The organism is Acaricomes phytoseiuli DSM 14247 (assembly GCF_000376245.1).
Lineage (GTDB): Bacteria > Actinomycetota > Actinomycetes > Actinomycetales > Micrococcaceae > Renibacterium > Renibacterium phytoseiuli.
The window spans coordinates 42,150-65,123 of the sequence record NZ_AQXM01000054.1 but is presented as its reverse complement, the minus strand read 5'-3'; the positions used below and the strand labels follow the sequence as shown (position 1 = coordinate 65,123).

Here is a 22,974-nt window from a genome sequence, read left to right as displayed (position 1 = left end):
ATAAGCTGCATCGCCGATCGCCTTAGCACTCGGCAGCGTTTCAGCCTCTGAGCGCCTCCAGCGCATCGTCGAGATCCGCCGGATACTCGCTTGTGACCTCGACCCAGTCTCCGCTGAGCGGATGCTCAAAACCGAGCGAGCGGGCATGCAGCCACTGCCGGGTGAGCCCCAGTTCAGCTGACAGCCGGGAGTCCGCCCCGTACGTCTGATCGCCGACGCAGGGGTGGCCGAGCGCCGCGAAATGCACTCGGATCTGATGCGTCCGGCCGGTCTCCAGCCGGATATCGAGCAGGGCGGCCCGGCCGAAGGCCTCCGCAACCTGGTAATGAGTGATGGAGGGCCGGCCGTCTTCGATCACTGCGAACTTCCAGTCATGGCCAGGGTGACGGCCGATCGGGGCGTCGATCGTGCCCTGGAGCGGATCCGGTAGTCCCTGGACCACGGCATGATAGGTCTTCTCAACGGTGCGGTCCTTGAAGGCCCGTTTGAGTGCCGTGTAGGCGGCCTCGGTCTTCGCCACCACCATCACTCCGGAGGTCCCGACGTCCAAGCGGTGCACTATACCGGCCCGCTCCGCCGCACCGGAGGTGGAAATCCGATAGCCGGCTCGCTGCAGCGCACCGACGACGGTCGGCCCGACCCAGCCGGGAGAAGGATGGGCCGCGACCCCTACCGGCTTGTCCACGACCACGAAATCTGGGTCGTCGAGCAGAATCTCCAACTCCTGCGGCGGCTCGGCGGAGAAGTCCGCCAAGTCCCGCGGCTCCGGGATATCCACCCGGACCTTCGCGCCGGCGGCTAAGCGGGTGGATTTGAGGATCACCGAATCCGCTGCCCCCCCTGGATCACTGCCCCGCACCCGGCCCTGACTCAGCAGGCCGGCTACCGTGGACCTGGATAGCCCCAGCAATGGCGCCAGAGCGCTGTCGGCGCGCCGACCATCGGAGTCATCGGGGATCGTGACCTCGACGACTGTGTTGTTCTCGGAAGTATCCGGCATCAGGGCTGCTGGCCTTCAGCAGCGTCCTCGACGGCAGCATCCGTGCCGTCCCGCTGGGCGCCACGTGGGCCGCCGCGGAATGGCACACCGAGCAGGGTCAGCAGGCAGATGACGATCACCCCGCCGACCACCGCGCAATCAGCCAGGTTGAAAACCGCGAAGTTCGGGACGGAGATGTAATCGACCACCTCGCCCATGCCGAAAGAAGGCGGGCGGAACAGCCGGTCGGTGAGATTACCCAGGGCACCGCCCAGCACCATGCCGAGGCCGATGCCCCACCAAGCCGAACCGGCTTTGCGGATCGCGATGAGGATGCCGATGGAAACCGCGATCATGATCAGGGTGAAGACCCAGGTGTAATCGGCACCGATGGAAAAAGCGGCACCGGGGTTGGTGATGTAGTACCAACGCAGGAAAGGCGGCAGAACCGGGATCTGCTGCCCGTAGGTCATCGTCGATGTCACCCAGAGCTTGACCAGCTGATCCAGGAGGTAAGCGAAAACGGCGAATCCGGCGAACCAGGCGAAGATCGCGGTACGGCCCAGCCTCGGCTTAGCTTCGGAAGGCTCAGCAGAGGTCTCGGGAGGTATAGATGATTCAGTCATGCGCTCAATCTCGCTCTGAGTGACAGGTGAAGCCGACGGCTGGAGAACCAGCCGCCGGCTTCACCGGGATGATCTCTTCAGGCTCAGAGGCCCGTGCTGCTGTTATCGGAGACGTCCGGAGCGGCTACAGAACCCTGTGCATCGAGGTCGCGCAGCTGGCCCTGGATGTAGGACTTCAGGCGAGCCCGGTAATCACGCTCGAAGCTACGCAGCTGCTCGACTTTACGCTCCAGAACAGAACGCTGCTGCTCCAGTGCGCCGATAGTCTTGCGGCTCTTCTCCTGTGCGTCGTTGACCAGGCTGGAAGCTTCCATCTGGGCCTCGGCGATGATCTTATCGCGCTGCTCGACACCTGCGTTGACATAGTCATCGTGCAGTTTCTGCGCCATTGCGAGCACGCCCGCAGCGGATTCAGCGGACGCGCCAGCCGGTGCTACACCGGCTGCGGGAACCGCGGCGCTAGCGGTCTGGCTGGAAGCCGCCGCACCCGCGACCGGGGCAGTCACCGAGGGGGTGCTCTGAGCCGCTGGCTTGGCACCGGCATCAGCGGAGGGGCTATCGTCTTTGGCAGGCTTCTGCGTGGTCAATGCAGTCTTATCAGTCACCGGAGCGCTCACAGCCGAAGCCGTCGCCGCAGATGTAGTCGCAGCAGAGCCACCGCTCTGCCCCAGCTCGCCTTCAAGCTGAGCCACTTTCTGGCGTAGCTCCTCGTTCTCCTGGTAGAGACGGCGAAGCTCTACAACAATCTCATCAAGAAAGTCGTCTACTTCATCCTGGTCATAGCCTTCACGAAATTTCGTCGGCTGAAACCGTTTATTGACAACGTCTTCTGGCGTCAGAGCCATCTAGTCACCTCGTTGGGTTAGTCAGTTCGAGCTGCGGGTAGATCCATCAATCAAGAGTTACAGCCACCCGAACTACGATACCTAAATTCAGTTGTGTCTGCAGTGATTCGTTCCGTACATAGGGTACGCACACTAATGCGAGTATATCCAGCTAACTCGCGGATGCTCATCTGTATTTTAGAACCTTATCGGAGTCAAGGCCGGTATCAGCAGATCGATCTCCTGACTACCGGACTTTTTCGCGATAAAACTTTGCAATCCTGAGCCGCTGAGGATCAAGCAGCATAGGATCCGGTGACGCCGAGCAGTATCCAGGTCAACACGAATATCACGAGCAACCCGACGTCGAGGGAAACAGTCCCCAACTGAAGCGGCGGGATCACTCTGCGAACCAGCCGGACCGGCGGATCAGTGACGGTATAGACTCCGGTGGCAGCCACGAGGGCAACCCCTTGCGGACGCCAGTCACGAGCGAACTGCTGAACCCAGTCGAAGATAATCCGCAGCAGAAGCGAAAGGTAGAAGAGCAGAATTAGTACGTTCAGGAACGTAAAAACGAGACCCACGGTAACAGCGTACGGGGTTCAGCTCTGATTGAAAAAGCTCGCCTGGTTTTCACTGGCCTTCTTATCGTCACCAAGTACTTCGACGAATGCCGGGGAAAGCAGGAAAACTTTGTTCGTGACGCGCTCGATCGAGCCATGCATACCGAACACCAGGCCAGCGGAGAAGTCGACGAGGCGCTTCGCGTCGCCTTCGCCCATATCGGTGACGTTCATGATCACCGGGATTCCTTCACGGAAGCTCTCCCCGATCACCTTGGCGTCATTGTAGGAACGCGGGTGAACAGTGGTGATCTTGCGAAGCCCGGCAGAGTCCTCGCGCCCGGAAGCCGCGCGCTTGATCGGAGTTACCGGAGCCCGGTATTCGTCCTCGCCCCGGCTCATCTGCACGGGCTGAGACTCAGAATAATGATTGTCATAATCCACGGAACGATCCTCGTGCTTGGGTACGGGTTGAGACGGCACCGGCTTAGTCGCCCCCGGCACCTGGTACTGCTCATCACCATCGGCGAGGCCGAGGTAAATCATCGTTTTACGCAGAGCGCCAGCCATATCCTGCTCTCCTCTATCTGATACCGCGTCAACTGTGAAACCACTACTGCTACTGCAGTTCTGACGCTACCGCACCGCAGGGCGAGGACCGAGGACATCCGAACCGACACGCAGGTGTGTCGCCCCGTGCGCTACTGCAGCCTCCAGATCCGCGCTCATGCCGGCAGAGATCGACACTGCCCCGGGGTGCTCCTGGCGTAGCCGTGCGCTCAGCTCGGCGAGGCGGGCGAAGGCCTGTTCGGGCGTAGCTGCATATGCGGGTTCGCGTCCCGCCTCAGGCAGCGGCGCGACCGCCATTAGCCCGGCCAGCTCCAGACCTGTTGTCTGGGCGATCTGCTCAGCCAGGAAGGGCACCTGAGCGGGCGCCGCTCCCCCTCGGGTTTTAGCCAGTCCTTCCGCGGACTGCGCTGAGAGCCCGGCCAGCTCTTCATCCAGATCCACCTGAATGAAGCAGTTCAGCAGGCCCGCGCTTTCCGGACGGCGCTCTGGCAGGGCCCTGGCTAAGGCGGTGACGAGCGAAGCCCTGTCGATGGAATGCAGGGCGCTGGCATAACGGACCACCGATTTGGCCTTATTGCTCTGCAGCTGACCGATGAAATGCCAACGCAGACGCTCACTGGCTTCCCCCAAGAGCTCACTGACTTCGGTGTATTTCCCGGCAGCCTCATGTTCACGGTTCTCACCCAGATCCTGAATGCCCAGTGCCGCCAGGGCAGCTACATCTGCCGCAGGGTGGAATTTCGTCACGACGATCAGTGCGGGCTGCTCTGCCTCAGATCTGCCCGAATCAACGCAGGCGACGGCAATTCGCTCCTGTACGACGGCCAAGGCCGTGGCCAACTGTTCCTGGCGAGCAGCGCGCACCGGTGCTTCCCGCCTAGCAGTATCGTCCTTCATCATTACTCCATCACCGCCGGTACACCACGCCGGCGAAGCGACCTTCAGCAGCGGGGCGAGGCCCCTGCCTCTCGCGCTGAAAGCGACGATGCGAGAAAAGTGCCGGCTCCTCAAGGGTACAGACGGACAGGTTGTGGCTGGGCACCCCAAGACCGGCCAGCTGCTGGCTTGCCGCTTCCGGCAAGTCCAGAGCCGGAGTTCCCCAGCTCGTCTGGGTACGACTCCCCGGCAGCACAGCGGCGACCTCCTCGCGCAGCTCGGCGGGAACTTCATAACAGGATCCGCAGATCGCAGGGCCGATCCAAGCCTCGATCGACTCCGCGCCACGCTGACGCAGAGCATCGACAGTCGCGGGAAGCACTCCTCCTGCGAGACCACGCCGCCCGGCGTGGGCCACCGCGGCGATAACGGGCTCTTCCGGGCTCTGCGACTCGCCGAGAAAGACCACCGGCAGGCAATCAGCCACCAGCACAGCGAGGGGAAGGCTCGCGCTCAGCATGGCATCGGCGTGCGGCACCGGGGCGGCCGCCGGCGCGATGCTCTCAGCCGGGATTACCTCCGTTCCGTGCACCTGATGCATGAAGCGGAAATCCTCGCGGACTCCAGTTTCCTGCCGCAGTCGCCGACGCGCCGCGGAGGCTGCGCCGTTACCCGGAACCGTAACACTCAGGGAACCCGCGGAGCTATCTGTGAAAGCCACAACCCAGCCGGGACGCACTTCACGCTGCCACAAGAACATGGCCCGCCCTTCCGTTCCAAGCCCAGGGCTGGGGATCTCACCGCTGGGGCTCTGTTCAGCTCAGAATGTTCACTTCAAGAAGTCAGGAACATCCAGATCGTCTTTACGGGGGCCGCTGGCATCAGGGTCTATCACCGCAGGCAGTTCCATCTCGAATTCGCTTTCGCTCGGGACGGACCCGCTCTGCCCCCAGCTCGAAAGGCTCGGTGCGGCCGGTGCTGCGCTTTCATTCGATGCAGCCTCGGCGGCCGGTGCCGCAGCGGCCGCATTCACTGAGCTGTTCGCCGTGCCCGAAAGCGGCGCGCTGGTGATATCGACATTGTCAAATCCCGCAGCGATGACGGTGACGCGGGCTTCGTCTCCGAGCGCATCGTCGATCACCGCACCGAAGATGATATTCGCTTCAGGGTGTGCCACTTCCTGCACCAGACGAGCAGCCTCGTTGATCTCGAACAAACCGAGGTCGGAACCACCCTGGATCGAGAGCAGGACACCGTGCGCGCCGTCGATCGAAGCTTCCAGTAGCGGTGAGGCGATGGCGAGCTCGGCTGCTTTGACCGCACGGTCGTCGCCCCGAGCGGATCCGATGCCCATGAGTGCTGAGCCGGCACCCTGCATCACTGACTTCACATCCGCGAAGTCGAGATTGATCAGGCCCGGGGTGGTGATGAGGTCAGTAATACCCTGGACGCCGGAGAGCAGTACCTGGTCTGCAGATCGGAAAGCGTCGAGCATCGAGACATTCCGGTCGCTGATCGACAGCAGGCGGTCATTGGGAATCACGATCAGGGTGTCAACTTCATCGCGCAGCGCGTCAATGCCGGACTCAGCCTGGGTGGAGCGCCGGCGCCCCTCGAAAGTGAAGGGCCGGGTGACGACGCCGATGGTGAGAGCCCCGAGGGAACGTGCGATCCGAGCCACGACCGGCGCACCACCGGTACCGGTTCCGCCGCCTTCACCCGCGGTGACGAAGACCATATCCGCGCCGCGGATGACTTCTTCGATCTCTTCGGCATGGTCTTCGGCGGCCTGACGGCCGACTTCCGGATCCGCCCCCGCCCCCAAGCCGCGGGTGAGCTCTCTGCCGACGTCAAGCTTGACGTCGGCATCGGACATCAATAGTGCCTGAGCATCGGTGTTGATCGCGATGAATTCGACTCCGCGCAAGCCGACTTCGATCATCCGGTTAACGGCGTTGACACCGCCACCGCCGATCCCGACGACTTTGATGACGGCCAAGTAATTCTGCGGTGTTGCCACGGTTTTCTGTCCCTTGCTCGTTGGCCTTATCGGTGCTAAAGCTTGAATTTTTGAACTATAACTTTCAACTTGAAGGTTATAGTTATGTCAAGTAATTCCTGTCTGTGACGCTAAATGCCAGCGCAAGATCTTGCAATGACCGTACCCGCGTGTTGCTAAAGAAGCACAGATCAACACGGGCCCGTTCACCCTGTTCGCCACACCTTGCCATACGGTACCTCAACGTGTCACCGGTCGCTGCGGGGAGCTCACATCGTAGACCTGAACGGGCTGTTCGGGTTTGCCCTGCTGCGACGCAGGCGGGTTATCGATGAGCGCTTTGAGGGCTTTGGCTTTCAGTGCCATCTGGGAGGCATCGCCCCAGATCGCTTTCTTGCCGTTGTTGAGTGCGAGTTCCACCGCATCCGGCGAGCTCGCGGTAGCCGATGCCATCTGCGCGCGCACATCCTGGGGTAACGCAGCGAGCACCGCGGTGATCGCGGAGAAGATATCCCGGCTGCGCTGATCACTCTCCGGCTGCAAGCCAGCGCCATCGATAAGCGGCAACTGCGCTGCCGCCGGATCGGGAGCGGTTCCCAGAATCACGCCCTGAGGGTCGACCAAAGCGTATTGATCCCCGTTCTTCAGCACTGCGACGGGAACCCGCTCGAGGACATGCACCAGCAGCGTGGACGGCGGCCTCGCTTCAATGCTGACCGAGTCGACCTGCGGCATGGAACTGACCAGCTGCCTCACCTCGGCCTGGGTGATCTGGGTCAGCGGCTTCCCCTGCAGCGGAGCAAGCGCCGCCTGCACTTGCTCCTCAGAAGCCAGGGTGAGCCCGTCCACAGTGATTTTCTTCAGCGCCAGCACAGGGGAAAAAATCACCAGGATCAGGATCAGGGCAACGACGGCAAGGGTGCCCCCCGCAATGGTCCAGGGCACCCAGGGCCTGCGACCCCGACGGCGATCCCGCTCTTTGCGATCGGGAAAAGCGATCACCGGCTTCGCGTCGGCAACCGCTGATACCGGCGTGGATACCGAGGCAGAAGGTGGTGTCTTCACTGCGAGTTTTTTCTTTTTCGCCGTGTTCTTTTGTGCGGTGTTCTTTTTAGTTGGACGCCCGGCCTTCACCTTCCCGCCAGTAGTAGCCGGGGCATCAGTCCGCTGAGCCGTAATGCGCTGCCCCTGCACGGACTGTTCGACATTCGGCTGGCTGGCGCTCGGCCTTTCGGCGTCTAACTGCCCGCTTTCGGCCCGCTCAGGGTTTCGCGGCTCGGGAGTCTGTTGGACACTCCGCTTCGGCTCAGGGCCCTTTCGGCCCCCGGAGCTGGAGATCACCGGCGGTTTGCGGTTCATGATGGCCGTCCAGGCTCTCCGGGTGGCAGTGAGGCACGATTCATCAGAACCTGCAGGATCTCTCCTGCCTGCTCGGTGACGCTACCCGCCCCTACCGTCAACACGAGGTCTCCCGGCTGGGCCGCGGCGGCAATCTCGGCGACCGCTCGCTGCGGGTCTGCCGCCAGTATCAGCGTGCCTACGTTAGCCTCCGTGCTCGGGGCAGCCGCCTTCGTGATGAGCTCGCTGGTCACTCCAGGGATCGGCTCTTCCCTAGCAGGGTAGATGTCCAGAACCCAGGACTGGTCCGCAGCGGTCAGGGTCTCGGCGAAATCACTCGCGAACTCGCGGGTGCGGCTGAAGAGGTGCGGCTGGAAGAGCACCAACACCCGTCCCTGGGGGGCACTAAGCAAACTCCGAGCCGCCGCAAGAGCTGCGCGCACTTCCGTCGGGTGATGCGCGTAGTCATCGTAGACCTGCACTCCCCCGTGCTCACCGCGGAACTCGAACCGCCGAGCGGCACCCCGAAAAGAAGCAAGAGCCTCGGCGGCCCGCTGCGGCCAGTCAGAGACAGGGCTGAGCTGCTGGGCCTCGGCTGCTGAAAGCATCGCCGCTGCTGCCGCGAGCGCAGCGGCGGCGTTCAGGGCATTGTGCTCCCCCGGTGCCATCAAGGGCAGGGCGACCGGCTCCGCCCAGAGGCTGCTTTCGACCCGGAGCTCACGGGCCTGGCCCAGGAGCCGAAAATCCGCGTCTTCGAAACGGCCGTAGCGCCATAACCGGGCACCCGAGGGTCGACCACCCGTCCCGCCCTCTTGCATGAACCAGTCGGCCAGGGCAGCCGCCCCGGGGTCATCGGCGCAGATCACCAAAGCCCCGTGCGGAGGCAGAAGCGAGACGAACTGCTGGAAGGAGCGGTGCACGGCTTCAGCACTGCCGTAGAAGTCCAGATGATCTGGCTCCACATTGGTCACGACCGCCACTTCTGGCCGGTAGTTCAGGAAAGATCCATCGGATTCATCGGCCTCGGCTGCGAATACCGTGTCCTCGCCCAGGGCAGCATTGGCTCCCAGCTCCGGGACTTCAGCCCCGATCGCATAGGAGGCATTCACTCCGGCGGCGCGCAGCGCCACGGCCAGCATCGCGGTAGTCGTCGTCTTGCCGTGTGTCCCGGCGACGGCGAGCACGCGGTCGGCGCCCATCGCCAGGGCGAGGGCCTCAGAGCGGTGCAGTATCCGCGCACCGGCCTGCTGTGCGGCCAGCAGCTCTGCATTGTCGGCGCGAATCGCGGTGGAACGCACCACCGTGTACTCACCGAGGCCTTCGGCCCCGGCGGCATCACGGAGCTTGCTGCCGTCCTGGCCAACCCAGACTTCCGCCCCGGCTCGCCGCAGTTCTGCGAGAACATGGGATTCCCTGGCATCGCTGCCGGAGACGGACACGCCCCGGGCCAGCAGCAGCCGGGCGATGCCGGACATCCCGGCACCGCCGATTCCGATGAAATGCACCTTGGCGCTCATCGTGCAGCCTCCAGGGTCAGTTCCGCCATCCGCTCCGCCGCATCCGAGATCCCAGACTCAGCGGCGATCCGACCGATCTCGGACAGCCTTGCGGGGTCAGCAAGCAGCGGGAGCACCTCCTGGCGGATCCAGGCTGCGGAGAAATCTTTGTCCTTGATCAGAACGGCACCGCCGCGGTCGCTCAGTATCTGGGCATTCAGCCGCTGCTCGCCATTGCCGATAGGCAGTGGAACGAATACCGCCGGCACACCTGCCGTCGCCACCTCGCTCACGGTCCCGGCCCCAGCACGGCAGATCAGCAGGTCCGCTGCTACATAGGCATCGGCCATATCACTGAGGTACTCCTGCTGGTGGTAACCAGGAGCGGCGAGCGACTCCCCTTCGGGGCCGGTCACCGCTTTACCTGTTCCGGTCAGATGAAGCACCTGGACGCCGGCGCTGGCAAAATCCCCGGCCTGGGCGACATCGGCGACAGCCCGGTTGATCCTGGCAGCGCCGAGCGATCCGCCCGTGACCACCAGTACCGGGAGATCTTGTTGCAGACCTAGCCTACCCCGGGCTTCCTCGCGTGCTCGCTGCCGCTGCGCGGGCTCCAGCTCGGCCAGCCGGGCTATATCGGCACGCATCGGCATGCCGACCCACTGGGCATCGCGTTTTCCCCAGGCGCGGGCAGTATCAGCGAAGGCGGTTCCGATATACCGGGCGGCTCGAGCACCGAGGCGGTTGGCCAGTCCCGGCTTCATATTCGCTTCATGGATGACGACGGGAATGCTACTCCGGGATGCCGCGGCGTACATGGGAGTGCAGACATAGCCGCCTACACCTACCACGACATCCGCCTGCGCATCGGTCAGGATGCCCCGGGCCTGTTTCCTCGCCCGGCGCATCCGAGCCGGGAAGGACAGCGCTGCACGATTGAACCTCCGGGGCATGGGCACCCGTTCGATCAGCGCGAGCTCCAGGCCCGCTTCAGGCACCAACCGAGCCTCAAGTCCTTCAGCGGTGCCCACTGCGAGCAGCCGAGCGTCAGGCGCAGCCTGACGGAGCGCAGCGGCGATCGCCAGCAGTGGAGAAACATGCCCGGCGGTGCCGCCACCAGCGAGGACGATGGATAACGGAGGCTGCGGCTGAGCGGTTTTCCCGGAAACGTTCCCGGAAACGTCACGACTATCTGTCATCTGGCGGTACTAGCCTTCCCCACGGGAGATTTCGAATTCTGTGATGTCGTTGCCTCGGATCGATCCCTGGCGAAGCGCAGCACCATGCCCATTCCGGCCAGCCCCACGGCCAAGGCGGTGCCCCCGTAGGAGATCAGAGGCAGTGGCACGCCGATCACCGGCAGCAATCCAGTGACCATCGCGATGTTCACGAAGGCCTGTCCTATCATCCAGGTGGTGATGCCCCCGCAGAGCACCCGCACGAACATATCGTCGTGCCGGATGATGACTCGGAACATCGCGACCGCGAGCAGTGTGTAGAGGCCGATCACCACGAGGCTGCCGAGCAGGCCGAACTCCTCGCCGATCACAGCGAAAATAAAGTCATTATGCGCTTCCGGAATCCACGTCCACTTCTGCCGGCTCTGCCCCAAGCCCACGCCGAACCAGCCTCCGGAGGCCAGCGCGTAGAGCCCGTTCTGGGCCTGATCGCACAGGCCCTGTGGGTCCTCACCTGGGCCGCACTGGCCGAGCCAGGCGCCGAGGCGGCTGGTGCGATTCGCATTGGTCAGCGCTAGGCCGAGGGCGACCACCACACCGAGCAGCCCAGCAGTGACGAAGAGGAACCTGGGCGCACCCGCAAGGAACAGCCCGGAAGCCGCGATGAGCATCACGATCACCGCTGTGCCCAGATCATGCCCCAAGAGGATGAAGCCGATGACCAGTGCTGCCACCGGCACCACCGGCAAGAAGATATGCTGCCAGCGGTTCAGCAGCTTCTCCTTGGCCGCGAGAACCGTGGCCATCCAGAGAATCAGCGCGAGCTTCGCCAGCTCAGAAGGCTGGAACGAGAAACCGCCGATGGAGATCCAGTTCTGGTTGCCACCCACGTTACGACCCACCGCAGCGACGAGCACCAAGGTGACCAAGGTGAGCCCAAGAAGCGGCCAGGCACCCGCTTTGAGCAGCCGGACCGGGATCCGGGAGAGCAGGAACATCGCGGTGAGGCCCAGGATCGCGAAGATTGTTTCCCGAATGCCAAGGCTGAAGGGATTGCTGTCCCCGCTGGAGGTCAGCGAAACCGAAGAGGCCGAGAAAACCATCATGAGGCCGATACCGGTCAACGCCAGAGTGCACCCGAGAATCAGGTAATAGTCGGATTTCTTGTCGCGGCCGTGGCCTTCGAGCGCGGCCCATAGCCGCTTCCAGAAACCGGGCCTGGCAGCCGGAGCATCCTCTTGCCGTGGGCGGGCGGGCGTCGTGACCACGGTGACTCCTCGCTCTATCGCAGGCCTGGCTCAGCTCTGTCTCGCGCTACGGGCAATCAGTGTGCGCGGCCCCCTGCGGACCCTTCGGATCCTTCTAACAGGGCACGGACCGCCGCGATGAACGATTCCCCCCGGTGCGCATACGAGGAGAACTGGTCAAGGGACGAGGCAGCGGGGGCCAGGAGAACCGTGTCCCCTTCAACCGCGACTTCCGCCGCAGCAGAAACCGCCTGGGCCATCATGGCATCCGCCGCCTGCGCTTCGGCAAGCTCATCCGCCTGAGTGCCTGGAGGGTTCTGCCGCCCGCCACCGTGCACCTTTCCAGTGTCACCCGGTTCGGCGTAGAACACCGGGACATTCGGTGCGTGTCGTTCGAGCGCGGCCAGCAGTGCACTGCGGTCCTTGCCGATCAGCACCACCGCTTTGAGCCGATCCCGGTGCTGGGCGATCAGCTCGTCGTAGCCGACTCCTTTGGCCTCTCCCCCGGCGATCCAGATCACCGGGGCGAAGGCTGCGAGGGAGGCCGAGGCGGCATGCGGGTTGGTGGCTTTCGAATCGTTGATCCAGAGCACCCCGTCCCGGTGGGCCACGGCCTGGATCCGGTGCGCGCCGGGATCATAGGCGCGCAGACCGTCCCGTACTGACTCCGGCGCAACACCATAAGCCCTTGCCAAAGCGGAAGCAGCCGCGGCGTTCGCCACGAGGTGGCGGGGTACTAGATCGCCGATATCAGACAGCTGAGCCAGTTCTACCGCGGAGGTCCGACGCTCCGCGATGAAGGCCCGGTCAACCAGGAGTCCATCGACCACGCCGACCGTGCTGATCGCGGGGGTTCCCGTGGTGAAAGCAACAGCCCGGCAGCCTTCGACGACCTCTGCAGCCTCGACCATCTGCTCGGTTTCGATCTGCTCCGCATTGTAGACACAGGCTACCCGGGTGTTCTGGTAAATCTTGGCCTTATCCGCAGCATAAGCGGCGAAGGATCCGTGCCAGTCCACATGATCCTCTGCGAGGTTGAGGCAGACGCTTGCCAGCGCAGAGACCGAGCTCGTCCAGTGCAGTTGGAATGTGGAGAGTTCCACCGCGAAGGCGTCGTAGCCCTCCGGCTCGCGTACCGCGTCTAGAATCGGCGTACCGATATTGCCTACGGAGATGGCGTGCACCCCGGCCTGCTGCAGGATCGAAGCGAGCATAGTCGTGGTCGTGGTCTTGCCGTTGGTCCCGGTGATCGTGATCCATTCAGCGGTTTTCCGGCCTTCGCGCCGGCGGACCCGCCAGGCCAGTTCCACATCGCCCCAGATCGGGATGTCCTGCCGAGCGGCTTCGGCCAGTACCGGGTGTTCAGGAGTCAGACCGGGCGAAGTCACCACGAGCTCCGCAGTTAGTCCGGAATCCTCAGAACCCTCTGGATCGCCTTCGGCCGGAGCGAAAACCGGCAATTGCTGGGAGATCTCTTCTCCTAGCCGGACCTCTTCCACTCCAACGATGCGCAAGGTATCCGCGGCTCGCTGTGCGGCTTCATCATCGGCTGCCGCCACCACGATCACCCGGGCCCCTAATTCCGCGAGGGTGTCGGCGATGGAGAAGCCGGTTTTGCCTATTCCCGTCACCACGACGCGCAAGCCCGCCCAGTCCGATTCCCATCGGTCCAGACCATCCAGCCGGGACGACGGCGCTTCCTCACGGCTCACTGCTGAAATACCACCCATTCCGCGTAGAAGGCGCCCAAGCCTATTGCGACGAAGAGGCCACCCAAAATCCAGAACCGCACCACGACCGTCACTTCAGCCCAGCCCTTGAGCTCGAAATGATGCTGTAACGGCGCCATCTTGAAGATCCGTTTGCCGCCGGAGAGCTTGAAGAAACCGACCTGCAGAATCACCGAGAGGGTGATCAGCACGAAAAGACCGCCCAGGATGAGCAGCAGGAGTTCGGTCCGGCTGAGGATCGCAAGCCCCGCGATAGCCCCGCCGATCGCCAAAGAGCCGGTGTCGCCCATGAAGATCTTCGCCGGTGAAGTATTCCACCAGAGGAATCCGATGAGTGCCCCGAAAAGAATAGCCGCGAGCAGTGCGAGATCTATCGGATCCCGCACCTCGTAGCAGACCGTGGAGCTGGTCGCCCGAGCAGAGCCGCAGCTCTGATTCGACTGCCAGATGCCGATCAACGTGTAGGCGCCGAAGATCATGACGGCCGCCCCGGCGGCTAGGCCGTCCAGCCCGTCCGTGAGGTTCACCCCATTGGTGGCTGCCGTGACGATGAGGTTCGCCCAGATCACGAAGAGGACCACGCCGAGCCCGGAGCCGGCGAACGCCAAGTCTAGGCCGGGAATATCACGGGCGAAGGAGATCTGCGTGCTCGCGGGAGTGCGCTGATGGGGGTCGGCGAAGTTGAGCGCCAGCACCGCGAAGAGCACCCCGATGCCGGTTTGCAGGATCAGCTTGGCTTTGGCGTTGAGTCCCAGTGAGCGCTGCTTGGAGATCTTGATGTAGTCATCCAGGAAGCCCACCAGACCCATGCCGCCCATGAGCAAGATCAGCAGCCAGCCGGAGACCGAGGGGCCCGGTGCGGAGGGGTTCATCAGCCAGATGATGAGATGAGTGAGCAGATAAGAGAAGATGACGGCCCCGACGACTACCGTGCCGCCCATAGTCGGAGTGCCTCGTTTGGTGTGGTGCGAGGTGGGTCCGTCATCGCGGATGAACTGACCGTAGCCTTTGCGCACCAGCAGCCGGATGAATAATGGGGTACCGATCATGGCCACGGCAAGGCCGATGCCGGCGCCCATCAGCAAAGCGATCATCGACGCTCAGTCCTCTCCGGCGGTCATAGGAGACCATGTTAGCGGAGTGCGCGGAGCAGTTCCCTCCGACTCGCTTGCCTCTGCCTGCGCCACCCGGTCCCCCAGATGACGCAGCCCGGCATCCCGGGACGATTTGAAGAGCACCACATCGCCGGGGCGGAGCTCGGCGCCGAGGAGCTGATAGGCGCTCTCGAGGTCCGGCAGGTGCACAGACTCATCGCCCCAGGATCCTTCATTGATCGCTCCGATGTGCAGCGGGCGGGCGTCAGCGCCCACCACCACCAGACGGGAGATGTTCAGCCGGACCACGATCTGGCCCAGGGCGTCATGCTCTCGGACCGAGTCCTCGCCCAGTTCGTACATGGGCCCGAGCACCGCCCAGGTCCGCCGCGCCGGGGCTCCGGATTCATCCCGACCCAGCTCGGCGAGAGCTCGTAACGCCGCCCGCATCGACTCGGGGTTGGCGTTATAGGCATCGTTGATCACGGTGACGCCGTCGGGCCGGTCGGTGCGTTCCATCCGCCAGCGGCTGGCCGACCCGCGCCCTTCGAGCGACCGGGCGATCGCATCACCGGGGATGCCTGCTGCCCATGCCGCTGCAGCTGCGGCCAGCAGATTATTGACATGGTGCACGCCGATCAGCCCGCTGCGCACCGGATAGGCACTGTCATCCGGGAGTATCAGCGTGAAGACGGGCCGAGCCTGATCATCGGTATGCAGCTGATCCGCACGGAGGACCGAGGCGGCGGTTTCCGTCACCAGCTCCGCTCCTACCCCGGTCTCGCCGAACCACAGGATACGCGCGCTGGTCCGGCTGGCCATGGCGGCGACCCGGGAGTCGGCGATATTGAGCACCGCGGTACCGCCGGGGGGCAGCGCTTCGACCAGCTCCCCCTTGGCGATGGCAATATTCTCCACCCCGCCAAACTCACCGGCATGCGCGCTGCCCACCCCGAGCACCACGCCGATATCGGGGCGGACCATCTGAGCCAGGTAGGCGATGTTCCCGATTTTGGTCGCGCCCATCTCTACGACGAGGTAGCGCGTCGTCTCATCGGCACGGAAAACGGTGAGGGGAACACCCACTTCACCGTTGTAGGAACCTTCCGGGTACACCGTGGGGCCTGCCGAGCTAAGCACCCCGGCGAGCAGATCCTTCGTCGTGGTCTTGCCTGCGGAACCGGTAATGCCGATGACGGTGAATTCCCCAGGCCCGCGGCTATCCCGAATCCGCTGGACCACGGCGGCGGCCAACTGGCCCATCGCGAGGATTGCATCGGGGACGATAACCGCCGGGTACGGCTGCCCGGAGGCGTCCGTGAGCTCCCGCTCAGCCAGTACTAGTTCCGCTCCGGCGGCCAGCGCCGCCGCGATGAAGTCGTGCCCGTCAGCGTGTTCGCCCAGCTTGGCCACATACAGTGAGCCCGGGACGCAGTCACGAGAATCCGTGCTGATCCGGGAGGCGGCAAGGGTCAACTGGGCTGCCACGGTACTGGTCAGCCGCCCCCCGGTAATCCCGGCGATCTCTTCTACGCGAAACTCTGTCATTTCTCAATAATCACCAGTCAGGACTCTAACCCGCTTTGTCCGAGAGCATCGAATCCATGCCGAGTCAACGCGACGCGCAGCTCTTCACGATCATCCAGTGGAAGATTGGTGCCGCTGACTTCCTGCCAGACCTCATGGCCCCGGCCGGCGATCAGAATGGTGTCCTGCGGCCGGGCGAGGGCGACAGCACGATCGATGGCGGCGGCCCTCGGCGCGACGTCTTCGAGCCGCTCCGGCTCGTGGCCCTCGGCGCGCATCCGCTCTCGCTCGGCCTGCGCCCCCGCCATCACCTGGTCCCGGATCTGCGCGGCGGGCTCATCATGGGGGTCGTCATCGGTGACGATCACGATATCCGACCCCCGGACTGCCAGTGCTCCCATGATCGGGCGCTTGCCTTGATCCCGCTCACCCGTGGCACCGAAGACGGTGATCAGGCGCCCCTGTTCGGGGCGCACTGCCTCAAGAGCCTGCCGAAGCCCTTCCGGATTATGCGCAAAATCGACGATCGCGATGGGGGCGGCGCCGATCAGCTGCATCCGTCCAGGAACGTCGATCCGGAAAGGCTCACGAGCGTCCAGAACCTTCTGCAGCGCGTCCAGACTCACACCGCTGTTGTGCACGAGGAGCACCGCGAGTGCGGCATTGGCGATATTGAACCGGCCCGGAAGGCTCGTGCGGAAACTCAGCTCACCGGCCTGGCCGCGGAGCTTGATACGCCAGCCCAGGCCTTCGCGGTCCGCTTCGATGACCCGCCAATCCGCCTGCTCTGTGGAGCGTGCGGAAGCCACTGGGTCAGCTTCTTCAGCTTCCCCTGAACCCTGCCCGGTCCATAGCGTGAGCACGGGGATCTGCGCGTGAGCGGCTAGTTTCCTGCCCCAGGACTGGTCGATGACCACAACTCCGCGGCGACTGCGCTCGGGTGTGAAGAGTGCGGCCTTGGCCTCCAGATAACTATCCATGTCACCGTGCAGGTCCAGATGATCCTGGCTGAGATTCGTAAATCCAGCAGTATCGAAGAGCACTCCGTCGACGCGCCCGAAAGTCAGCGCATGGGATGAAACCTCCATCACCGCAGCCTGCAGGGACTCCTCCGACATTCGGGCCAGCAGCGCATGCAGATCCGGAGATTCAGGAGTGGTGAGCGCGGAGGGCACTCGATTCTGGCCGATGAGCGTCTCCACCGTGCCAATAAGACCGCTATCCCGGCCCAGCGCGGCGAAAAGCGAGCGCACCAGATAAGAGACCGTGGTCTTACCGTTGGTCCCGGTGATCCCCACGAGCGAGAGCGGATTCCGCTGATAAATCCTAGCGGCTACGTACCCGGCGATGCCGCGCGGGTCCTCTGCAATGAGCAGCGGCGGCAGTGGACTCGACAACTGCCCGGCCTGCTCCTGCGCTTTGATCAGCTCGGCGCCTGCCTGGTCGGTGAGCACTGCCGCTGCCCCGTCGCCGATAGCTTGGGCGGTGAAGTGGGCACCGTGCGTCCTGGCCCCGGGTAGGGCCAGGTAGAGGTCTCCCGGGCGGATCGTCCGAGAGTTGAGACTGGCTCCAGTCACTGCTGTCGCAAGAGAGGCGGAAGCTGGATCCGCCAGTGTGATCGATGCGCCCGGCTTGCCGGGAGCCAGCGACGCCGTCAGCTCCGCCAAAGCGACGGGATTCACCAGGCGCGGTCGGAGGCTCCCGGCGGTCGCTGCGGAATCAGGCTGGCTATCGGTCAAAAGTCGCTCCGTGGAGGTCAGGGGTTAGGCAGGTCATCAGAAGAGTACAAAGAAATGCGAGCACGTGCTCAGAAGCTCTGCGGGAGTTTCACCGATGGCGTGTTGGACGGCGGCACGTTCCCTTCCTGAAGCACTTGCGTCATCACATTGCTGAATACTGGGCCCTGGGAGATACCGAAGATATCGCCTTGCGGGTGCTGAACCGTCACCAAGATGACGTACTGCGGATCATCCATGGGCGCCATCCCCGCAAAAGATGCGGTGTACCCGTTGAATCCTCCCGCCGCCGGGGATTCAGCAGTACCGGTCTTCCCGCCCACCCGGTAGCCCGGCACTGAGGCCTTGTTGTTGGGCGTGGCGGTGATCGCGCTCTCCAGGATATCCCGCATTTGCTGGGCGGTATCCTGGCTGACTACCTGGGTGCCTTCGGACGCCGGTGCCTCTTCGACCGTACCATTGGCATTCGTGGTCGAATCCACCAGACGCGGCTGCAGCCGGACTCCGCCGTTCGCCAGGGTCTGATAGATCATTGCAGTCTGCAATGGAGTCTGGGCTACGCCCTGGCCGAAGAGCACGGTGTACTCCTGCCGGCCGTCCCACTGCTCTGCCGGCGCCAGGATGCCGGGGCTCTCCCCTGGTAAAGGAATACCGGTCGGCTGACCGATGCCGAAGCTGTTCAAGTAGTCGTAGCGCTGCTGGCGGCTCAGCTGCGAGCCGACCATCACGGTTCCGGTGTTGAGCGAATCCCCGATCACTCCGGCGAAGGTCCGGTTGATGGTCCCGTGCGGCATGGCATCCTTGATGGTCTGGCCACCGATGGTGAGCTGCGGAGGGATCACCATCTGCGTCAGCGGATCCACCTTGCCCTCTTCGATAGCGGCCGCAGCGGTCACTGCTTTTTCAGTGGAACCCGGCTCGATGGCATTGGTCACCGCACGGGAATCCCGAATCTCCGGTGCGGTATCTCCTGGCTTGTTCGGATCCATCGTGGTGTCCTCCGCCATGGCCACCACATTGCCGGTCTTGGCTTCGATCACCACGATATTGCCCCAGGCCGCGTTGAGATTGCGCACCTGATCCGCGATCGCCTGCTGGGCCATGAACTGAATATCTGCGTTGATCGTGAGCTGTACGGTTTCGCCGTCCTGAGCGGGATCGACTTGTACAGGCGCGGTGGGGATCAAGATCCCGTCTTTGCCCATCTGGTAGGTGCGGCTGCCGTTTTCTCCGCTGAGCTCCTTGTTCATGGTGTATTCCAGCCCGGAACCACTGCCGTCCTCGTTGATGAAGCCGACGATGTTCCCGGCCACCGGCCCCATCGGGTAAATCCGCTGCGGAGTGGCCTCGGCGCTGATCCCGGGGATCCGCAGCGCCGCTATCTTCTGCTCCACATCGGGTGTGACTCGTTTCGCCACGACGTTATAGCGCTGGTCGCCGGTGACAGCGGAGCGGACATCGGCCTCGGGCATCCCGAGCAATCCGGCGAGTTCGCTGATGCCCTGATCCCTGCTGATAGTGTCGCGCTGCTGCGTATCCGGATTGAGCCGGGTGAATTCCGCAACGGCGTTGTTGACCTGATCCACCACGATGTCATAGCGGAGAACGGTTTCCGCTAGCACTTTGCCGTTGGCATCGAGGATCTTCCCCCGGGTGGCGGCGAGCGTCTGCACCTGGGTCCGCTGCTTCTCCGCCGCCTCGGCATTACCGCCGAGGTCGAAGCCCTGGACCAGAAGAAGCTTGCCGGAGACCAACAGCATAAGAGCCAGCATGAGGCTCAAGCCGAGGCGAATCCGGCGACGGGTTCTCAGCTGATGTTTAGACTGCTGGCTCGCTGCTCCGACCACAACGCTACCTCTCGCTCTGCCTTCTTGCTTCGTTTTTATGACGATCCGGCGTTCCCGACGGCTTCTTCTCTAGTACTGCTTCTTACTGCTTCTGTTATTGCATTACTGCGCAGGTCGCTGCTGCGGAGCGGGGATCGTCCCGCCCTGCAGCTCCCCTGCCGGCAGGTTCTGCCCGGTAGGAGGCGCCTGCCCAGCGTTATTGCCGCTGGCGTTACTATCGCCATAACGCTGGGTCGCAACATTCTGCTGACCCGCTATCTGCGGCCCCCCGATCAGCGGCGGAGGGCTGTCCGTCTTCTCTGCGGGAACGGGGTTCCCGGCGATAGTTCCGGTATCCACATTCACTTGACCGATCGTTGCAGGTGCTACCATTCCCAATTCTCGTGCCTTGGCTGCCAGATTCTGGGGAGATTGCATCAATTGCTGCTGCTGTGTCAGCTGATCATTGATCTTGATCATGTCGGTCTGCTGGTTGCGGAGCGCTACCAGCTGGTACTGATTAGCGGAGACCGAGATGTTCAGGACGAGGACTATGGCCAGAGCGCTCACCAAGGCGGCGAAGCAGAAAACGATGAAAGGCACCTTCCGCCGCGGCATACCCGGTACAACGGAGAGCTCCGGCCGGGAGCCTCCCGAGACACGGTCCTTGCTGCTCCGAGCCGGAACACCGCGACCGGGAACATTGCGGGCAGCGGAGACACCACGCGCGGCCGCGGCAGCATGCTGTTTGAGCGGTTTGGCGGCGGCTGACGCGGTCACGACGCGCAGCTCCTCGGTGGGCGGCTCTGCCAGCCGATTGCCGCTGGCACGAGCCTGCGATGCCCGAGCGGTACGGGCGTGCTGTGCTGCGCTGGTCATCTCTACCTCCTGATTCGGATCCGCTCGGCCGCGCGCAAACGCACTGAAGCCGCCCGGGGGTTTTCTGCTAGCTCTTGAGGATCGGGGGTGCCCACACCTTTGGTCAGAAGCTCGAGCTCTGGCCGGTGCTCCTCTAATTCGACGGGAAAACGCGGGGGTGCCTGTGAGCTGGCGCCTGCCGCGAAAGCTTTTTTGACGATCTTGTCTTCAAGCGAGTGGTAAGACATCACCACGCAGCGACCGCCCACCACCAAGGCTTCGAGCGCCGCCGGAACCGCGCGCTCGAGAACCAGGAGTTCCTGATTCACTTCAATGCGCAGAGCCTGGAAAGTCCGTTTTGCCGGATGCCCACCGGTGCGTGCCGCCGCAGCGGGTACGGCTCCCCGGATGACTTCTACGAGTTCACCGGTGCTCCGGAGCGCGGAACCGGCACGTCGTTCGACGATGCTGCGGGCGATTCGTGCGGCGAAGCGCTCCTCTCCCCAGCGTCGGATGAGCCTGGCGAGTTCCGACTCCGAATATTCATTGACCACATCAGCGGCGGTGAACCCTCGGGAGTTATCCATGCGCATATCCAGTGGAGCGTCGTCGCGGTACATGAACCCGCGCTCGGCTTCATCAATCTGCAGGGAGGAAACGCCGAGATCCATGAGCACCCCGTCCACCGCGGGTATGGCCAGGTCTTCGAGCACTTCGGGGATCTCGTCGTAGACAGCGTGCACCAGGTCGAGTCGATGCTGATGGTCCTGAAGCCTCGAACCGGCAAGTTCCAGAGCTTGCTGATCTCTGTCGATACCGATGATGTGCAGGGCTGTGAACCGATTCAGCAGGGCTTCGCTGTGCCCACCCATGCCCAGTGTGGCGTCAATGACGAACGGAGTCCTACCGGCCTGAGCAGCCGCTTCGATGGCCGGCGCCAACAAGGACACGCAACGTTCCAGGAGCACCGGTATGTGCCGGTCTGCGGGCTGCGGGGCGTCCGTCACCGCTGCGCTCCTTTCCATCTGCCGTCCCTTGTCCTAGCGTTTCCTGCTGTTTCTCTGCTGTCAGCCCTGCGAGCTGACAGGATCTGGACTCAGATCCCCCTCCGCACCATGCGATCCGCCTGACACCGGGGAAGGTGAGTCAGGTGGCGCAGGGCGGCTGGAGATCTCAGCCCAGCTCCTCGCCGTGTCCCAGAACGTTTCCGCGAACGGATCGACTGCCGATCACAGCAGCCCGGGTATGTCGTTGTCATCGGTTTCAGAAAATGCATTCTCTTTCTCTTCCAGGTAGGCAGCCCACGCGCTGGAATCCCAGATCTCCGCCCGAGAGCCGGCACCGATGACCGCCAAATCCCGATCCAGCCCGGCGTAGTCACGCAGCGCTGAAGGGATCGTCACCCGCCCCTGCTTATCGGACATCTCATCCGAGGCTCCGGAGAGGAAAACCCTGATGTAGTCACGTGCCTGCCTCGAGGAGATCGGCGCATTGCGCATTTGCTCGTGCACTCGTTCGAATTCCCGCTGACTGAAGACGTAAATGCATCTTTCCTGGCCCCGTGTGAGAACCAAGCCGTTGCCCAGCTCGTCCCGGAATTTAGCCGGGAGAATGAGTCGCCCTTTCTCGTCAAGGCGCGGCGAATAGGTTCCGAGGAACACTCGACCACCCCCTAGACGCATCCCTTGCTCTCTACTTGCCTCCACTTTACTCCACAATCCCCCACATTCAACTGAAATGAAGTCATAAAGCAGACGTGGCGGATTTCAAGAAGCTGAAAAACCTTGAAATATCAAGGAACTTTCCGAGGGGATAGAAGTGGAGGAAATTTTCCACAGCGTTTCGCGGAGCGGACATGAAAAAACCCGGCCAGAGGCCGGGGATGAGTTTCCGCCCAGTATTGACGGCGATTGACGGCGACTAGAGCCGCTCAACGGTCTCCTCTGAGGCTATGCCGCATTATCCTCAAAGTCTCAGTGGTGGGAAGTGGAGGATGACTAGAGGGTATCTGCAGCCGGAAGGGCTCACTGCTCGCGGCGGCGTTCATCCCATTTCTGCTCCAGGTTCGCCATGAACCCGCTTTTAGCCTGCCCGCTGCGGCCCGCCCGGGAGCCTTGACCGGCTGATGGTGCAGAGCCTTTACCACCTTTACCGCGGCCCAGCGTGGCGATATAAGCACCGGCCCCCATCAGCAGGAAGCCGCCTACGCCCAAGAAGATCTGCTGCATACCGATACCGATGAGCAGAACCACGATGCCGGCTACGGCGACCAGAACGCCCAGAATGATATGCCTGGCGGAGACCGTGCGCGCCTGATCCGTACCCAGCGAGCTAGCGAACTTGGGGTCGCTGGCATGCAATTGCTGCTCGAGCTGATCGAGCAATCTCTGTTCATGCTCCGAGAGGGGCATCACGACCTCCTTCAGGTCTGCCACCGATGATCCGCCATCGGTGGCGGCTCATGCTCAGCAGCCACCACTACGCTTACCAGCACACTGCAGGCC

General features: G+C 63.2%; 21 protein-coding genes. All 21 read right to left on the bottom strand.

The window, feature by feature from the left end:
* Nucleotides 1–40 precede the first annotated feature (40 nt).
* The 21 genes from C501_RS0105780 to C501_RS0105680 all read right to left on the bottom strand — a co-directional run bounded on the left by C501_RS0105780 (nucleotide 41) and on the right by C501_RS0105680 (nucleotide 22,881).
* Nucleotides 41–1,000 (bottom strand): RluA family pseudouridine synthase, encoded by a 960-nt coding sequence (locus C501_RS0105780; protein WP_018134685.1) that lies wholly within the window; start codon nucleotides 998–1,000, stop codon nucleotides 41–43.
* On the bottom strand, nucleotides 1,000–1,605 hold the full coding sequence (gene lspA, locus C501_RS0105775; RefSeq protein ID WP_018134684.1) for a signal peptidase II: 606 nt from the start codon (nucleotides 1,603–1,605) through the stop codon (nucleotides 1,000–1,002). The genes C501_RS0105780 and lspA overlap by 1 nt, the downstream gene beginning before the upstream one ends.
* Before the next feature lie 83 nt (nucleotides 1,606–1,688).
* Complete coding sequence (locus C501_RS0105770) at nucleotides 1,689–2,450, bottom strand: DivIVA domain-containing protein (RefSeq protein ID WP_018134683.1); 762 nt, start codon at nucleotides 2,448–2,450, stop codon at nucleotides 1,689–1,691.
* A gap of 275 nt (nucleotides 2,451–2,725) precedes the next feature.
* Complete coding sequence (locus C501_RS0105765) at nucleotides 2,726–3,016, bottom strand: YggT family protein (protein ID WP_018134682.1); 291 nt, start codon at nucleotides 3,014–3,016, stop codon at nucleotides 2,726–2,728.
* 18 nt (nucleotides 3,017–3,034) lie between these two features.
* Entirely contained in the window at nucleotides 3,035–3,565 is a 531-nt protein-coding gene (locus C501_RS0105760) for a cell division protein SepF (protein WP_018134681.1), read from the bottom strand.
* A gap of 66 nt (nucleotides 3,566–3,631) precedes the next feature.
* The gene (locus C501_RS0105755; RefSeq protein ID WP_018134680.1) at nucleotides 3,632–4,465 is read right to left on the bottom strand and encodes a YggS family pyridoxal phosphate-dependent enzyme; all 834 of its coding nucleotides are present in this window, start codon (nucleotides 4,463–4,465) and stop codon (nucleotides 3,632–3,634) included.
* A 7-nt stretch (nucleotides 4,466–4,472) separates the two neighbouring features.
* On the bottom strand, nucleotides 4,473–5,201 hold the full coding sequence (locus C501_RS0105750; protein ID WP_018134679.1) for a purine nucleoside phosphorylase YfiH/LACC1 family protein: 729 nt from the start codon (nucleotides 5,199–5,201) through the stop codon (nucleotides 4,473–4,475).
* A gap of 69 nt (nucleotides 5,202–5,270) precedes the next feature.
* Entirely contained in the window at nucleotides 5,271–6,461 is a 1,191-nt protein-coding gene (gene ftsZ, locus C501_RS0105745; RefSeq protein WP_026174659.1) for a cell division protein FtsZ, read from the bottom strand.
* A gap of 219 nt (nucleotides 6,462–6,680) precedes the next feature.
* Entirely contained in the window at nucleotides 6,681–7,799 is a 1,119-nt protein-coding gene (locus C501_RS0105740; RefSeq protein WP_018134677.1) for a cell division protein FtsQ/DivIB, read from the bottom strand.
* Nucleotides 7,796–9,295: a UDP-N-acetylmuramate--L-alanine ligase gene (gene murC / locus C501_RS0105735; RefSeq protein ID WP_018134676.1), complete on the bottom strand. Its 1,500-nt coding sequence runs from the start codon at nucleotides 9,293–9,295 to the stop codon at nucleotides 7,796–7,798. The genes C501_RS0105740 and murC overlap by 4 nt, the downstream gene beginning before the upstream one ends.
* Entirely contained in the window at nucleotides 9,292–10,473 is a 1,182-nt protein-coding gene (gene murG / locus C501_RS0105730; protein ID WP_018134675.1) for an undecaprenyldiphospho-muramoylpentapeptide beta-N-acetylglucosaminyltransferase, read from the bottom strand. The genes murC and murG overlap by 4 nt, the downstream gene beginning before the upstream one ends.
* Nucleotides 10,470–11,720 carry a putative lipid II flippase FtsW gene (ftsW, locus tag C501_RS0105725; protein WP_018134674.1) on the bottom strand — a complete coding sequence of 417 codons (1,251 nt, stop codon included), beginning with the start codon at nucleotides 11,718–11,720 and terminating at the stop codon, nucleotides 10,470–10,472. Before ftsW ends, murG begins: the two co-directional genes overlap by 4 nt.
* 56 nt (nucleotides 11,721–11,776) lie before the next feature.
* Entirely contained in the window at nucleotides 11,777–13,429 is a 1,653-nt protein-coding gene (gene murD, locus C501_RS0105720) for a UDP-N-acetylmuramoyl-L-alanine--D-glutamate ligase (protein WP_043568344.1), read from the bottom strand.
* Nucleotides 13,408–14,523 carry a phospho-N-acetylmuramoyl-pentapeptide-transferase gene (gene mraY / locus C501_RS0105715; protein WP_018134672.1) on the bottom strand — a complete coding sequence of 372 codons (1,116 nt, stop codon included), beginning with the start codon at nucleotides 14,521–14,523 and terminating at the stop codon, nucleotides 13,408–13,410. Before mraY ends, murD begins: the two co-directional genes overlap by 22 nt.
* 6 nt (nucleotides 14,524–14,529) lie before the next feature.
* Nucleotides 14,530–16,071, bottom strand: a complete 1,542-nt coding sequence (locus tag C501_RS0105710) for a UDP-N-acetylmuramoyl-tripeptide--D-alanyl-D-alanine ligase (protein ID WP_018134671.1) — start codon at nucleotides 16,069–16,071, stop codon at nucleotides 14,530–14,532.
* Nucleotides 16,072–16,088: 17 nt separating this feature from the next.
* Entirely contained in the window at nucleotides 16,089–17,789 is a 1,701-nt protein-coding gene (locus C501_RS0105705; protein ID WP_018134670.1) for a UDP-N-acetylmuramoyl-L-alanyl-D-glutamate--2,6-diaminopimelate ligase, read from the bottom strand.
* A 68-nt stretch (nucleotides 17,790–17,857) separates the two neighbouring features.
* A complete protein-coding gene (locus C501_RS0105700; protein ID WP_083906556.1) occupies nucleotides 17,858–19,558 on the bottom strand; it encodes a peptidoglycan D,D-transpeptidase FtsI family protein in 1,701 nt (566 codons plus the stop codon).
* A gap of 177 nt (nucleotides 19,559–19,735) precedes the next feature.
* The gene (ftsL, locus tag C501_RS0105695; RefSeq protein ID WP_018134668.1) at nucleotides 19,736–20,491 is read right to left on the bottom strand and encodes a cell division protein FtsL; all 756 of its coding nucleotides are present in this window, start codon (nucleotides 20,489–20,491) and stop codon (nucleotides 19,736–19,738) included.
* A gap of 2 nt (nucleotides 20,492–20,493) precedes the next feature.
* The gene (gene rsmH / locus C501_RS0105690; protein WP_018134667.1) at nucleotides 20,494–21,495 is read right to left on the bottom strand and encodes a 16S rRNA (cytosine(1402)-N(4))-methyltransferase RsmH; all 1,002 of its coding nucleotides are present in this window, start codon (nucleotides 21,493–21,495) and stop codon (nucleotides 20,494–20,496) included.
* Nucleotides 21,496–21,699: 204 nt separating this feature from the next.
* Nucleotides 21,700–22,131 (bottom strand): division/cell wall cluster transcriptional repressor MraZ, encoded by a 432-nt coding sequence (mraZ, locus tag C501_RS0105685; RefSeq protein WP_018134666.1) that lies wholly within the window; start codon nucleotides 22,129–22,131, stop codon nucleotides 21,700–21,702.
* Between the two features lie 363 nt (nucleotides 22,132–22,494).
* The gene (locus tag C501_RS0105680; RefSeq protein WP_026174655.1) at nucleotides 22,495–22,881 is read right to left on the bottom strand and encodes a DUF3040 domain-containing protein; all 387 of its coding nucleotides are present in this window, start codon (nucleotides 22,879–22,881) and stop codon (nucleotides 22,495–22,497) included.
* Between the last annotated feature and the right edge of the window lie 93 nt (nucleotides 22,882–22,974).